The sequence below is a fragment of the Streptomyces sp. NPDC057002 genome (genome assembly GCF_042673825.1).
Classification (GTDB): domain Bacteria; phylum Actinomycetota; class Actinomycetes; order Streptomycetales; family Streptomycetaceae; genus Streptomyces.
In genome coordinates this window covers 427,683-442,582 of the sequence record NZ_JBHURZ010000003.1, presented here as the reverse complement: position 1 = coordinate 442,582, position 14,900 = coordinate 427,683, and the positions used below count along the sequence as shown (strand labels likewise).

Here is a 14,900-nt window from a genome sequence, read left to right as displayed (position 1 = left end):
GTTTAGTCCCTCGTCCCTTACTTCGCAGCCGCGAGCTCGGCGGCCTTGTCGGCCGCTCCGTCCATGGTGTCCACGCGCTGCACCAGCGGGTGGTTGGCATCGGAGAGGATCTTGCGGCCCAGCTCCGCGTTGTTGCCGTCCAGACGGACGACCAGGGGCTTGGTGACTTCCTCGCCCTTGTCCTTGAGCAGCTGAAGCGCCTGGACGATGCCGTTGGCGACCTCGTCGCAGGCGGTGATGCCACCGAAGACGTTGACGAAGACGGACTTGACGTCCGGGTCGCCGAGGATGATCTCCAGGCCGTTCGCCATGACGGCGGCGGAGGCGCCACCACCGATGTCGAGGAAGTTGGCGGGCTTGACGCCACCGTGCGCCTCACCGGCGTACGCGACGACGTCCAGGGTGCTCATGACGAGACCCGCGCCGTTGCCGATGATGCCGACCTCACCGTCGAGCTTGACGTAGTTGAGGTTCTTCTCCTTGGCGGCGGCCTCGAGCGGGTTGGCCGCGTCCTTGTCCTGGAGGGCCTCGTGCTCCGGCTGACGGAACTCGGCGTTCTCGTCCAGGGAGACCTTGCCGTCGAGGGCGATGACGTCACCGGAGGCGACCTTGGCCAGCGGGTTGACCTCGACCAGGAGGGCGTCCTCCTCGACGAAGGTCTTCCACAGGGTGACGAGGATGTTCGCGACCTTGTCGGCGACCTCGGCCGGGAAGTTCGCGGCCTCGACGATCTGGCGCGCGACCTCGGGGGTCACACCCACGTTGGCGTCGATCGGCGTCTTGGCGACGGCCTCGGGGCGGGTCTCCGCCACCTCCTCGATCTCCATGCCGCCCTCGACGGACGCGATGGAGAGGAAGGTGCGGTTGGCACGGTCCAGGAGGAAGGAGACGTAGTACTCCTCCAGGATCTCCGGGGCCGTCTCGGCGATCATCACCTTGTGGACCGTGTGGCCCTTGATGTCCATGCCGAGGATGTTGGTCGCGTGCTCGACCGCCTCGTCGGTGGTCGCCGCCAGCTTCACGCCGCCGGCCTTGCCACGGCCGCCGACCTTCACCTGGGCCTTGACGACGGACTTGCCACCGAGGCGCTCGGTGGCTGCGCGGGCCGCCTCAGGCGTGTCGATGACTTCACCGGCCAGCACCGGTACATCGTGCTTGGCGAAGAGGTCCCTCGCCTGGTACTCGAACAGGTCCACGCGCTTCCGTCCCTATCAGTGATCTCGCGGTTCGTTGTCTGCGTGGGCGTGCCGCGAGGGCAACGTGACGTCCGCCGTCTGTCAGTCACAAGGGAGGCGCACACGGTGTCCGAGCGCGCGGCATGTCCGTCTCGCAGGTTATCGCTGCTTGCATGAGGCCCCTAAATCGAGGGTCACACCTGAGCGGTGATACCTGTCACATGATGCCGCGCTCTCTGGCACAGCGTGCCTGGGGTGAGGGGCCTCACCGGGCTGGGGTAAACCCGGTGAGGCCCGCCGAACACCCTCGAAGGAATACAAAGGCCCAGTTCAGGGCCCTGCTCTCCGGGGGGCGGGTCGGTCGGTCCCCACCCCAATGGGGACCGGCCGACCTCATCCACGAGGTTTCGGCCTCGGACCGTCGACGGCTTTCGACCGTCCGGGCGTGAGGGCTCGCGGAGTCTCTGGGGGAGGAACGCGCCCCCGCGCGAGGGATCGGTACGGCGGAGGAGCGGTGGTCTGCCTCCGCTAGCCGGGAAAGACGGGGATGTCCCGGTGACTGTCCCGGGTACCGGCCACGCCGGTGCGGGTGGCGACGCCGCGCACGAGGCTCATCGGAGCCCGGCCGCTCGGCGTGACGGCATGCACGTCGCCGTGACGCGGTGTGCCGTGGTCGGCCATGGAACGGTTGCAGAGCGTGCCGTCCGGACGCCCTCCGGGCACGTGCCCGACCGGGACGGCGCCTCCGACGCTTGCGGACGGTCCGGCGTGAGCTGCGCGTCTGAGGTGGTGCGCGCGACCGTGAGCTGCGCGGTCGTGGGCTGTGCGGTCGGCGTGTGGGGCGCGGTACTGGTCGCCGTAGGGGCCGTACGGGCCGTGCAGGCCGTGCGCCACGGGGGCCGCCTCCCCGGCCGGGGCCGGGGTCGGGGTCGGGGTCGAGGTGGCGGGGGTGTCGACCGGCTGCGGCTCGACCGTGACGGGCGCGGTCGCGGGCAGGGGGTGACTGGGGAACGCCGGATAGCCGGGGAGGCCGGGCTGAGCGGGCGCTCCCGGGACCGTGACGTCACCATCGGGCGGAGCGGGCGGACCCGGCAGCCCGGGCAGGTCCGGCAGCGCCGGCGACTCGGGCACAACCGGGAGGTCGGGCAGGGACGGCAAGCCTGGCAGCACGGGCACGGATGGTGCCTTCGGCGGCACGGAGAGGTCCGGCAGGTCCGGCAGCGAGGGGGCCTTAGGAGGTACCGGCAGCTTCGCCTGCGCCTTCACCAGCTCCCTGCTGACCGACTCCCTCGCGTCATCCACCACGCGTACGACCCGGTCGGCCGAAGCATGCGCGTCGGGTCGAACCAGCGGCCTCTGCCCACTGACCGACCGCCCGGCCGCACTGTCCGCCGACACCCGCAGACCGTCCGCCGCATACGCCCGCTCGCCGCACAGAAGCGCGATGACGAGCACCCCGCCCACCAGCAGCGCCACTTGGAGCGCACGCCGCCCGGCCGCCGTGCGCAGCACGCGCACAGCGGCATCGGACAGGGCTGCTGACGAGGTCAAGAGGGGGAGCTTCCTCCCGTGCGACGGAACAAGTGCGGAACGCATCACGCGTCACGGGCAACGAGTCGGCACAACGCCGTACTGCCCGGCGCGGCGCGGCGCCCTGCCGAGCAGGCGCTGATCCTCGCACGGGAGTGCGGAGGTCGCGCAAGCCCCTCGCTATTGATGGCCAGTCATATCCGTTTTGCCGAACCGAATCGGACGACGACGCGTCGACAAATCGTCACACCGCGTCCGGTATCGGCAGCGGCCGCTTCTCGATCGCCGCCGCCATCACCTCCGGGAACAGATCGGGCGTGCAGGCGAACGCCGGTGCCCCCAGCGCGGCGAGCGCGGCCGCGTGCTCCCGGTCGTACGCCGGCGCCCCCTCGTCCGAGAGCGCCAGCAGCGTCACGAACTGCACCCCCGAGGCCTTCATCGCCGAGACCCGCTTGAGCATCTCGTTCCGGATGCCCCCTTCGTAGAGGTCGCTGATCAGCACGACAACCGTCTCGGCGGGCCGGGTGATCTGCGACTGGCAGTACGCGAGCGCCCGGTTGATGTCCGTACCGCCCCCGAGTTGCGTGCCGAACAGCACGTCGACCGGGTCGTCGAGCTGGTCCGTCAGGTCGACGACCGCCGTGTCGAAGACGACGAGTCGCGTGGAGATCGTCCGCATCGAGGCGAGCACCGCCCCGAACACCGACGCGTACACAACGGATGCCGCCATGGATCCCGACTGGTCGATACAGAGGATGACCTCCTTCTTGGTGGACTGGGACGCCCGCCCGAACCCGATGAGCCGCTCCGGCACGATCGTTCGGTACTCGGGCAGGTAGTGCTTGAGGTTGGCCGCGATGGTGCGGTTCCAGTCGATGTCGTGGTGACGGGGCCGGTTGATACGGGCGCTGCGGTCGAGGGCGCCGGTGAGCGTGGCCCGGGTGCGGGTGGCGAGCCGCTTCTCCAGGTCCTCGACGACCTTGCGCACGACGGCCCGTGCCGTCTCCTTCGTCGTCTCCGGCATGGCCTTGTTGAGCGACAGCAGCGTGCCGACGAGATGCACGTCGGCCTCCACCGCCTCCAGCATCTCCGGCTCCAGCAGCAGAGTGGCGAGACCGAGCCGGTCGATGGCATCGCGCTGCATGACCTGCACGACGGAGGACGGGAAGTACGTCCGGATGTCCCCGAGCCAGCGCGCCACGGACGGTGCCGACGCCCCGAGCCCCGCCGAACGGTCCCTGCCCCCCTGCGGCTTCTCCCCCTTTCCGTAGAGCGCGGTGAGCGCCCCGTCCATCGCCGCGTCCTGCCCCGACAGCGCGCATCCGGTGCCGTCCGCCGCGTCGCCCCCGAGTACCAGCCGCCACCGCCGCAACCGCTCTTGCGCCGGGTCCGTCACCTCGGTCGTCATCCGTGTCCTCCCCCGCGACGCCGTTCCCACAGCGGGATCACCGGCACGGTCGTCGTCGGCCGGCGCTCCACCCGGGGCCCGTCGCCGATGCCATCCGCCGCTTCCGTCCTCGGAGCCGGCTTCCTCGGTCCTTCGGTCGTCATCCCGTCACCCCCGCCAGGTCGTTACCGGTTTCCTCATCCACCTCGTCCAGCCCGAGCAGCAGCCGCACGACCGGCAGCACGGCATCCGCGCGCGCCGTGTCGAGCTCGGCCGCGAAGCCGGGTATGCCGGAGCCGGCCGCCGCCGGACCGCCCCCGGCCCCTGGCCCCCGCCGGACCAGCTCGCCCAAGGTCCGGCGCACCCCGGGCTCGTACGCCGAGAACGTCCGCCGCAGCAGGGGCAGCACGTCCGTGAAGGCCTCCGCCGGCACGTTGGTCAGCCAGGCGTCGACGAGCCCGAGCAGCCGCTCGTCGTGCACCAGGAGCATTCCGCCGCCGGAGCCTCCTCCGACGAAGCCCTCGATCCACGCGGCCGCGTCCGCTGGCGGTGTGCCCGGCGACAGGACGAGCCCCATGAGCAGCGCCGCCTCGTCCTGCTCCAGCTCCCCCTCGTCGAGCAGGAGCCGCACGGCCCGCCCCCGGATCACCCCGGGCACGGTGTCCCGCCCGCACAGCACCCGCAGCACCGACTGCCAACGGCCTCTCAGATCGCCGTGCCCCGCCGCGGGTGCGTCACCCAGGAGCCCCACGGCCCCGTGCACGGCGTCCACATGACGCCGCATCTCCTCGGCGGCGTCCGCGTCGAGCGTGGCGCAGGCCGGGGGCAGACCGACGAAGACCCGCTCGGCCAGGCCCGCGGCGACCTCTCCCAGGGCCCCGGTGTGCGTGCCGCGCACATCGCCGTAGCGCAGGGAGCGGACCAGGGCCGGCAGCGCCTGGGCGAGATGGCCGACGTCCGTGTCGAGGGCCGCCCGGTCGGCGAGGATCCGCATCACCGTGGGCAGGGCGTCGGGCAGTTCGGCCAGCAGGCAGCGCTCGGCGAGCGCGGTGACGTCGGCGAGGCCTTGCGCGGCGACCCCGTCCGCCTCGGCCTTCGCGGTCGCGGCGGACAGTACGGTCGTCCCCCACACGCCGGCCTCGGCGACCCGCACCGACAGCTCGGGCTCCCAGCGCAGCCGCCAGGTCTCCCGGAACGTGCCCGTACTGCCCCGCGAGGCGGCCGGTTCGCCCCACGCGACTCCGAGCAACCGCAGCCGGTGCAGCAGCCTGCTGCGGCCGGCGTCGGTCTCCTTGCGCAGGTCGAGCTCCAACTCCCGCTCCAGCGCCTCCGGCTTCAGCCTCAGCCGGCGCTGGAGCCGGGCGAGGTCCCGCTGCAACGGAACCGCCGGCGCCGTCGGCGGCACCTCCCCCAGCACGTCCCCCACGACCAGCCGGTCGTGCACCAGCGCCAGCGGTATGTCCGAGCCCTCGCACATCACCGCCCGCACCGCGTCGGTCGTCTCGCTCAGACCGGGCAGCGGACGGCCGCGCATCGCCGCGAGTGTCTCGGCCAGCCGCACCGCCTCGATGACATGCGCGGAGGAGACGATCCGGTCCTCGGCGCGCAGCAGCCCGGCCACCTTGGTCAGCCACCGCTCGACCGGCCGGTCCGGGGCGCTGAACAGATGCCCGTACCAGCCCGGCGACTCGATGCCGGCCCCGTATCCACTGATCCGGGACAGCCTGCGGTGGGTCCACGGCACCCACGTCATGTCGGTCTTTACCTTGGGCAGCCCCTTCAGCAGCGCCTTGTCGGCGGCGACGGTCGTCTTCTGCCGCAGGGCGGGCACGTGCCAGGCCCCGCAGACTACGGCCACGCCGTCCTCGAACTCCCGCTGCGCGGCCCGGACCTGGAGCCGCATATAGGCCTCCCGCACCAGGTCCCGGTCGTGTCCCCCGCTGCCGTAGGTCTCGCGCAGCGCCCCCATGGCCTCCTCGAGCACGGTGAACGGCGCGAGCGCGTCCCCCTTCCCCGCGCCCCGGTGCTCCACGACGTCCTCCCACCACCGCTCCGGATCGTCGTAGCCGGCGGTCTCGGCGAGCACGCCGAGCGGATCGATCCGCAGGTCGGCGGGTCCGGGAGCCGAGTCGCGGTCGCCGTCGCCGTCGCCGTCGTCATTTCGGTCGCGGTCGCCGTCGCCGTCGCCATTGCGGTCGCGGTCGCCGTCGCCGTCGCCATTGCGGTCGCGGTCGCGGTCGCCGTCGCCGTCGCCGTCAGGCCCCGTCGCGTCCTCCTGCCTCCCCCAGGCCAGCGTGTGCGTGGCCGGCAGGTCGATGAAGCGGGCCGGGACGTCATGTGCCAGGGCCCAGCGGATGGCGACCCACTCGGGGGAGAACTCAGCCAGCGGCCAGAACGAAGAGCGGCCGGGTTCGTCCACGGCATGGGCGAGCAGGGCGACCGGAGGCCGCATCTCCTCGTCGGCGGCGAGCGGGATCAGGGCATCGGCCTCGGGCGGCCCCTCGATCAGCACCACCCGCGGCCGGGCCTCCTCCAGCGCCGCCCGCACCGCCCGGGCCGACCCCGGCCCGTGATGCCGCACTCCGAGCAGCAGCGGCCCGGCCCCGGCCCCCCGGCCCTCAGCCCTCGCCACGCCTGTCACGCCTGTCATGCCTGTCATGCCTGTCACGCCAACCCCCTCCCCTCCACGCGCACCTCTGTCGGCTCCGCCCCGTACCGCTCACACGCTCACCTCGCGGCAGGCCCGGTAGAAGTCCTTCCAGTCGTCGCGCTCGCGGACCACCGTCTCCAGGTACTCCTGCCAGATGACGCGGTCGGCCGCCGGGTCGCGGACCACCGCGCCGAGGATGCCCGCGGCGACGTCGCTCGGCCGCAGCACACCGTCGCCGAAGTGGGCCGCCAGGGCGAGTCCGTTGGTGACGACGGAGATCGCCTCGGCCGTGGACAGCGTGCCGCTGGGCGACTTCAGCTTCGTCCGGCCGTCGGCCGTGACCCCGTCGCGCAGCTCCCGGAAGACCGTGACGACCCGGCGGATCTCGTCGAGGCCGTCGGGCGCGGCCGGCAGGTCGAGGGAGCGGCCGATCTGGTCGACGCGGCGCGAGACGATGTCGACCTCGGCGTCGGGGCTCTCCGGCAACGGCAGCACCACCGTGTTGAAGCGGCGGCGCAGGGCGCTGGACAGGTCGTTGACCCCGCGGTCGCGGTCGTTGGCCGTGGCGATCAGGTTGAAGCCACGGACCGCCTGCACCTCCTGGCCCAGCTCCGGTATCGGCAGTGTCTTCTCCGACAGGATCGTGATGAGCGTGTCCTGCACATCGGCCGGGATGCGCGTCAGCTCCTCGACGCGGGCGGTCATGCCGTCGGACATCGCCCGCATGACCGGGCTGGGCACGAGGGCGTCGCGGCTCGGGCCGTGGGCGAGCAGCCGCGCGTAGTTCCAGCCGTACCGGATGGCCTCCTCCGGTGTGCCGGCAGTGCCCTGCACCAGCAGCGTGGAGTCGCCGCTGACCGCCGCGGCCAGGTGCTCGGACACCCAGGTCTTCGCCGTGCCGGGCACGCCGAGCAGGAGCAGGGCGCGGTCGGTGGCGAGCGTGGTGACCGCGACCTCGACGATGCGGCGCGGGCCGACGTACTTCGGTGTGATCACCGTGCCGTCCGGCAGCGTGCCGCCGAGCAGGTAGGTCGCGACGGCCCACGGCGACAGCTTCCAGCGGGCCGGGCGCGGGCGGTCGTCCTGCGCGGCGAGTGCGGCGAGTTCGCCGGCGAAAGCGTCCTCGGCGTGCGGCCGCAGCGCCTCGGCACCGTCGGTCTGCGACGTCGGTTCAACGGACACAGGCATGGCTGAGTCCCCCTCCAGCTCGGCCGGTTCGGATCTGGGTTCCACGTTGCACCACACCACTGACAATCCGCTCTGACCTGCAAAAACGTCCTGCCGGAGCCGCTCGCGGACCCGATTGTCAGTGGTGGGATCTACCTTCGATGACATGACTCAGCAGGGGGTGCGCTGGACGGCGGACCAGGTGCTGGCACTGGCGCCTGACATCGCGTCACGCAAAGCAGGAAGCAAACTCGGCGCGGCGGGTCCGTGGTCCGAGGCGGGGAGTTCCGACGAGGGGACGGTGTGGGGGCTGTGCAAGGGCAGCGGAAGCAAGCCGTATCAGACGGTCGTCGACATCGCGGACGCCTCCGGGCCCGCGTACAAGTGCAGTTGTCCGAGCCGCAAGTTCCCGTGCAAGCACGCTCTCGGGCTGCTGCTGCTCTGGGCGGGCGGCGACGGAGCGGTGCCGCCGGGGCAGGTGCCGGAATGGGCCGGGCAGTGGATAGCGGGGCGGCGCGAGCGCGCGGAGGAGAAGGGTTCGGGAGAGAGCCCGGCTTCGCCGTCCGGGTCCGCTGATCCGGAGGCGGCGCGGCGCCGTGCTGAGCGGCGGGCCGAGCGGGTCACGGCGGGTGCGGTGGAGCTGGAGCAGCGTCTGGCTGACCTGTTGCGCGGCGGCCTGGCGACAGCGGAGCAGTCCGGCTACGGCCTCTGGGAGGAGACGGCGGCCCGCATGGTCGACGCCCAGGCGCAGGGCCTTGCCGCGCGGGTGAGGGAGCTGGGGGCGATCCCGTCCACCGGCCCGGGCTGGCCGGTGCGGCTGCTGGAGGAGTGCGCGCTGCTGCATCTCCTCGGCCAGGGCTGGCTGCGCCGCGAGCGGCTGCCGGACGGGCTCGCCGCCACGGTCCGTTCACGGATCGGCCTGCCAACCTCCGCGGAGGGCCCGCCGGTGCGGGACAGCTGGCTGGTGCTCGCCCAGTACGACACGACGGACCCACGCCTGACGACCCGCCGGATCTGGCTGCACGGCGCCGGCTCGCACCGCACCGTGCTGCTCCTCTCCTACGGCGCCGCCGGCCGCGCTCCGGAGCTGGCGCTGCCGGTGGGGCTGACCCTCGATGCCGAGATGTCCGCCTACCCGGGCGCCGGGCAGCTGCGGGTGTCCCTGGGCGAGCAGTTCGCGCCGCCCACGCCCACGGACATACGTCCGCCGGGGGTGACGACGTCGCAGGCGGCGGCCCGTTACGGCGACGCCCTGCGCGACGATCCCTGGCTGGACTCCGTCCCGGTGACGCTGGACCGGGTCGTCCCCACCCCGGACGGCGGCTCCTGGCAGTTGGCGGACACCGACGAGGACGCGGCGCTGCCGCTCACTCCCGCCGCGCGTTCCCGGCCCGGCCTGTGGCGGCTGGTCGCCCTGTCGGGCGGTGCCCCGGTCAGGGTCTTCGGCGAATGCGGCCACCAGGGCTTCACTCCACTGACGGCCTGGCCCAAGGGCGCGGGCGACGCGGTGGCGCTGTGCTGAACCGACTGCGGTGGACCGGCCTTTCCGACCCGACCCACCCTTCCCACAAATCAACGCATCTTTCAGGCATCACGGGACAACCGATGAGGGTGAGCCTTCAACCACTCCCGGGCGCCCCACGGAAAGGAAGCTCATGACCAGTACCACCGCTTCTGTGGACGCGCCCGCCACCAGCGCCTGGGAGGGGCTCGTCACCACGGCACTGCTGGGCACGGACCGGCGCACCCCGCCGGGCTCCGGACCGGGCCCGGAGGCCCCGGTGGCGCTCCTGGACGCGGCCGCGGCAGAGACCGTGCGACGCCGGGCCGGTCTGCGCCCGGCGCGGGCGGCGGAGCGCCCGCAAGCGGCCCCGGAGGACCCCCGTCCGCCGCTGCCGCCCGCGGCGGCCCGCAGACTCGCGCTGCTGCTTGCCGACCGCCCCGGCGCGTCCGGCGGCGGCCGCCGGGGCGCCGCGCCCGATCTGGTGGAGCTGCTGCCCCAATGGCTCGCGGGGGCCAACGCCCGTGGTTTCGCACCGCCTCCGCACGCGCTCCCCGCGCTGCTGGACGCGGCCCGGGGGCGTACCGACCTGCGTCCGGCGGTGCTGGAGTTTTCGGGGCCCCGGGCGCTGTGGCTGGCGCGGCTGAACCAGGACTGGCGGTTCGCCCTGCGCTCGACCCCGGGTGGTGGGGCGGCGCTGCCGCACACCGATGACGACGACCGGATTCAGCAGCTGTGGCAGGAGGGCCTGTTCGCCGAACGAGTCGCTCTTCTCTCCGCCCTGCGCTCCCGCGAACCGGCCGCCGCACGGGAACTGCTCGCGACGACCTGGACGACGGAACGGGCCGAGGACCGGCTGATGTTCCTCGACTCCATGCGCGCGGGCCTGGGCCCGGACGACGAGCCCTTCCTGGAACAGGCCCTGGCCGACCGCAGCCGCAACGTCCGGGCGACGGCGGCGGAGCTGCTGTCGGCGCTGCCCGGCTCGGCGCTCGCCGCGCGGATGGCGGTCAGGGCGGAGGCGTGTCTGGCCATCGACCACACACAGACCCCACAGATCACACCGACGATCGCCGTCGAAGCGCCGCACGAGTGCGATCCGGGCATGGAGCGCGACGGCGTCGTGGCGAAGGCCCCGGCGGGACGGGGAGAACGGTCCTGGTGGTTCGGCCAGTTGCTGGAGGCGGCACCGCTCGGGACCTGGTCGCGGCGGCTGGGCGGGCGGACCCCCCGGGAGATCGTGGCGCTGCCGGTGGCGGACGGCTGGCAGGGCGAACTGCACGCGGCATGGTGCCGGGCGGCGGTGCGCCAGCGGGACGCCGAATGGTCGCGCGCGCTGCTTGGCGAGCCCTCGGCGCCGGAGGCGGGCGGCCCTGGCGCGGTGTCCCTGGCCGAACGCGCCAAGCTGCTCGGCACGCTGGGCGCCGCCGAACGGGCCGAGTGGGTGGCCGGCTTCATCGCGACGCACGGTCTGTCCGAGGCCTTTCAGCTGCTCGGGGTGTGTGCGGTGCCGTGGTCGGGGCCGCTCGGCCGGGCGGTGGTGGACGCGCTCAACATCGCTCGGGACGCAGGGAGTTATCCATGGAGTTTCAGCGGGGTCATGGGCCTGGCCGAGCGCTGCCTCGACCCGTCCGAGGCCGGTCGCCTCGACGCCCTGCTGGCCGTACCGGACGAACCGGAGAACGCGTCTCCCGGAGCCGGCGGCTACTGGGCGGAGGCCTTCCAGCGCCTGGTCACGACCCTGCGGCTGCGCGCGGCGATGGCGGAGGAACTGGGCGTGTCATAGACCCGCGAGTACCGGACGACTACGCCAGGAACGGTCCCCGGCCGACAACAGGCCCACCAGGCACGGCACCGAAACCGACATCGACCCCGGCCCTGCCCCCGACACCGGCCTCACCCCCGACCAGCCGAAGCCGTCCCGGCCCCACCGCCGGAGGCCTACGCCCCAGCCGGCTGGCGTGCGTTGGTCCGGACCCACTCCACGATCGACGTCGTCGTCGCGCCGGGCGTGAAGATCTCCGCGACACCCTTCTCTTTCAGCAGGGGGATGTCCGCTTCGGGGATGATCCCGCCACCGAAGACCAGGATGTCCGCCGCGTCCCGCTCCTTGAGCAGTTCGATCACCGCCGCGAAGAGCGTGTTGTGCGCGCCGGAGAGGATGGACAGCCCGATCGCGTCGGCGTCCTCCTGGATCGCCGTGTCGACGATCTGCTCGGGAGTCTGGTGGAGCCCGGTGTAGATGACCTCCATACCGGCGTCACGCAGGGCCCGCGCGATCACCTTGGCCCCGCGATCGTGGCCGTCGAGCCCCGGCTTGGCCACCACTACGCGGATCGGACCGGCTGCCACACCCATCACTGCCTCCATGAAGCGAATACATCCATCCGTACCGACAAGTACCGCACACATCGGGCACGCAGTACACGCCGCACCGCACGGACACCCCGCCCCGCATCGTCCGGGCAAGTGAACGAACGTTATCTCCAGGATCCCGCAACCGGCAGTTTCGCGCTGCAGACCGAGGGGGAAATCACACGGTGGGACAAGCGCAAGGGGAGCCGCGACGAAGTCGCCGTACCGCCGCCGCACCCACCACGCACAGCGGCGGTACGGCACTTCGGCGAAGACACGCAGGGCAAGAACCGCACGTTCGGCACGTACCGCACGCAGGGGATCACTGGCGCCACACACGCCACACGCCTCACTCAGGCCCCACGGCACACGCGGCTCGGGTCGCTCACATGGTCATCGCCGACCGTCTTCGCGGCAGCTTTCCACGAGGGCACACGGGGGGCGGAGCCGTCCTTCCGCGTGCCGACAGGAGGTCGGCCATGAAGGTCACCAGGGCTGCTCTGCCCTTTCTTCCGTTCTGCCAGCGCCTGCTGCCGAGCCGGCTGACGGGACTCTCCCTGGCACTTCTGAAGGCCACCGCCCTGGAGATCGCGATCCTGGCCGGGCATCTCCTCCTCTACCCCTCCGGCATCACCCAGGAGCGGCGGGCCCCCGCCCGGGCACTGCCCCCGGTGGACGGTGCCGCCCAACTGCCCACGGAGGCCAAGCCCCCGGTCGTCCTGCTGCACGGCTTCATCGACAACCGCTCGGTCTTCGTCCTGCTGCGGCGCAGCCTCGCCCAGCACGGCAGGCAGCAGATCGAGTCCCTCAACTACTCGCCGCTGACCTGCGACATACGCGCCGCGGCCGAGCTGCTCGGCCGGCGCATAGAGGAGATCTGCGAGCGCACGGGGGCCCAGCGGGTCGATGTCGTCGGGCACAGCCTGGGCGGCCTGATAGCGCGTTACTACGTGCAGCGACTCGGCGGTGATGCCCGCGTCCGGACCCTCGTCACCCTCGGCACGCCGCACTCCGGAACCCGAGTCGCGCCCCTCGCGGACGCGCACCCCATCGTGCGCCAGATGCGCCCCGGCTCACCGGTGCTCGAGGAGCTCACTCGGCCCGCCCCGGACTGCCGTACGCACTTCGTCAGCTTCTGGAGCGACCTGGACCATGTGATGGACCCGCTGGAGACGGCCCGCATCGACCATCCCGATCTGACGGCGCAGAACGTACTCGTGACAGGCATCGGCCATCTCGCCCTGCCCGTGCACCCCGCAGTCGCCAACGGAATACGGCAGGTCCTCGACACGGCCCACCCGGGTGAACCGTCCGCCCATCACACCGGCGGCCTCACGGTGGCCTGACACCGGACTCGACGGATGCGCGCTTCGTGTCGAAACGTCGAACAAACTTCGAACACAAAGCCAAACCCGCGCCCGCCGTCCGCCAAAACACGGCCGAATGCCCGTTTCATGCGCGCGCGAAACCTGCCGAAGATTGTCGTGCCCGCGTACCGCCGGGTACAGTCGCCGCACTGCTCTGGCAGCCCCTGTTGTCGAGGCGAAAGAGAAGTTGGTGAACGACCGTCACCCGTCGGGGACCATGACCCCGGCTCCGGCTTCCGAGGCCGCCTCGGCGCATTACGCGTCGTACGGCACCCAGGAAGCCCAGTACGGCGACTTCACCACGTACGGCGACTACGCCGCCACTGGATTTGACGCCACCGGCGCCCACACGGCCGGTACGGACGGCGCCGGTTTCGACGCCACCGGGCACACCACCGCGACCTTCGCCAGCGACCCCCTCTTCGGCGACATGCCGGGCAGCGGCCCCGACACGGGCACGTACGACACCGGTCACTGGCCCACGGGCACGCACGAGAACCCGCACTACGACGCGTACGCGGCCCAGCACCACGCCGCCTACGACACGGGTGTCTACGACACGACCTCCTGGGCGGCCCAGCAGCAGCCGCTGTCGGTCATCCCGCCGCAGGCCGGGTCCCCCGACGCCACCGGCCAGTGGGACACCGGCGCCTGGCTCCAGCCCGACCAGTCCGGCAATCCGGCCGACCAGACCCAGCAGTGGGAATGGGGCACCCAGGCCTTCGACACGGGCACCTACGACGCCACGCAGTGGAACTCCGACGGCTCCGCCGCGCCGTCCCCCGACGGGTACGAGCAGCACGCGGACGCCTTCCACCAGCACGAGACGGCGACGTTCGAGCAGATCGGCTACGACGAAGCCACCGGGGCCCCCTACGACGACCCCGCCGCGGACGGCGCTGAGCAGGCCGCCACCGGCGAACTGCCCACCGTCACCCCGCTCCTGGACGGTCAGGAGGAGGTCGGCCCGCGCACCGCCGCACGGGCGGCCTCGCGCGCCGGGTCCCGCTCCCGCCGCCGTACACCCCCCAAGCGCTCGGCGCTGCTGACCATCGCGGTGCCCTCGGCGTGTGTGATGGGTGTCGCGGGGATCGCCGCCGCCTCTGTCGGCAGCCTCACCGAGGACAGCGCCGCGGAGGCGCAGACGACCGCGGCGGACGCGCAGCCGGTGCAGCCGGCCGCCGCCAACAACAAGCTGGACACGCAGCTGCAGAGCCTCTCCGCCGGAGCCGACGACTTCGCCGACCGGGCCAGCCGTACGCAGGAACGTATCGACCTCAAGGCTCAGCAGGCGGCCGAGCGGAAGCGGGCGGCGGAGGAGGCGGCCCGCAAGGAGCGGCTGCGCCCGAAGTTCGCCGTGCCGGTCGCCCGCCATGGACTCAGCGCCCAGTACGGCCAGTCCGGCATCAACTGGATGTCCCTGCACACCGGCATCGACTTCCCCGTCTCGTACGGCACGACCGTGATGGCGGCGACCGACGGCACCGTCCGCACCCAGTGGAACAGCGCGTACGGCAACATGCTGATCCTGACCGCGAAGGACGGCACGGAGACGTGGTACTGCCACCTCTCCACCTACACGGTCCCCTCCGGTACGAGCGTGAAGGCGGGCGATTCGATCGCGCGCTCGGGCAACTCCGGCAACTCGACCGGCCCTCATCTGCACTTCGAGGTGCGTCCGGGCGGCGGCTCGCCGATCGACCCGCTCCCGTGGCTGCGCAGCCACGGCGTCGACCCGACGTAACGTCCCGGCAGCCCCGTCGGTCCG

The 14,900-nt window shown here is 72.3% G+C and carries 10 protein-coding genes; 4 read left to right on the top strand and 6 right to left on the bottom strand.

Annotated features, from left to right (window positions below; all coding sequences use genetic code 11):
• Positions 1–17 precede the first annotated feature (17 nt).
• The 5 genes from sucC to ACFT32_RS16465 all read right to left on the bottom strand — a co-directional run bounded on the left by sucC (position 18) and on the right by ACFT32_RS16465 (position 7,930).
• Positions 18–1,196: an ADP-forming succinate--CoA ligase subunit beta gene (gene sucC / locus ACFT32_RS16485; RefSeq protein ID WP_189722767.1), complete on the bottom strand. Its 1,179-nt coding sequence runs from the start codon at positions 1,194–1,196 to the stop codon at positions 18–20.
• Positions 1,197–1,703: 507 nt separating this feature from the next.
• The gene (locus ACFT32_RS16480) at positions 1,704–2,726 is read right to left on the bottom strand and encodes a hypothetical protein (protein WP_382489512.1); all 1,023 of its coding nucleotides are present in this window, start codon (positions 2,724–2,726) and stop codon (positions 1,704–1,706) included.
• 223 nt (positions 2,727–2,949) lie between these two features.
• A complete protein-coding gene (locus tag ACFT32_RS16475) occupies positions 2,950–4,113 on the bottom strand; it encodes a VWA domain-containing protein (protein WP_382489510.1) in 1,164 nt (387 codons plus the stop codon).
• A 139-nt stretch (positions 4,114–4,252) separates the two neighbouring features.
• Entirely contained in the window at positions 4,253–6,742 is a 2,490-nt protein-coding gene (locus ACFT32_RS16470) for a DUF5682 family protein (RefSeq protein ID WP_382489508.1), read from the bottom strand.
• A gap of 69 nt (positions 6,743–6,811) precedes the next feature.
• A complete protein-coding gene (locus ACFT32_RS16465; protein ID WP_382489507.1) occupies positions 6,812–7,930 on the bottom strand; it encodes an AAA family ATPase in 1,119 nt (372 codons plus the stop codon).
• A gap of 145 nt (positions 7,931–8,075) precedes the next feature.
• Here ACFT32_RS16465 and ACFT32_RS16460 point away from each other — a divergent pair, with 145 nt between their 5' ends.
• Both ACFT32_RS16460 and ACFT32_RS16455 read left to right on the top strand, forming a co-directional pair.
• Positions 8,076–9,431, top strand: coding sequence for an SWIM zinc finger family protein (locus tag ACFT32_RS16460; RefSeq protein ID WP_382489505.1), 1,356 nt, complete (start codon positions 8,076–8,078; stop codon positions 9,429–9,431).
• 133 nt (positions 9,432–9,564) lie between these two features.
• Entirely contained in the window at positions 9,565–11,196 is a 1,632-nt protein-coding gene (locus tag ACFT32_RS16455; RefSeq protein ID WP_382489503.1) for a DUF5691 domain-containing protein, read from the top strand.
• Between the two features lie 155 nt (positions 11,197–11,351).
• Here the strand turns inward: ACFT32_RS16455 and ACFT32_RS16450 are convergent, their stop codons facing one another.
• Positions 11,352–11,768 carry a cobalamin B12-binding domain-containing protein gene (locus tag ACFT32_RS16450; protein WP_382489501.1) on the bottom strand — a complete coding sequence of 139 codons (417 nt, stop codon included), beginning with the start codon at positions 11,766–11,768 and terminating at the stop codon, positions 11,352–11,354.
• A 476-nt stretch (positions 11,769–12,244) separates the two neighbouring features.
• Between ACFT32_RS16450 and ACFT32_RS16445 the strand changes: the two genes are divergently transcribed.
• Together ACFT32_RS16445 and ACFT32_RS16440 are read left to right on the top strand one after the other, a co-directional pair.
• Positions 12,245–13,111 (top strand): esterase/lipase family protein, encoded by an 867-nt coding sequence (locus ACFT32_RS16445; RefSeq protein WP_382489499.1) that lies wholly within the window; start codon positions 12,245–12,247, stop codon positions 13,109–13,111.
• Positions 13,112–13,208: 97 nt separating this feature from the next.
• Positions 13,209–14,876, top strand: coding sequence for a M23 family metallopeptidase (locus ACFT32_RS16440; RefSeq protein WP_382489497.1), 1,668 nt, complete (start codon positions 13,209–13,211; stop codon positions 14,874–14,876).
• Positions 14,877–14,900: the final 24 nt, after the last annotated feature.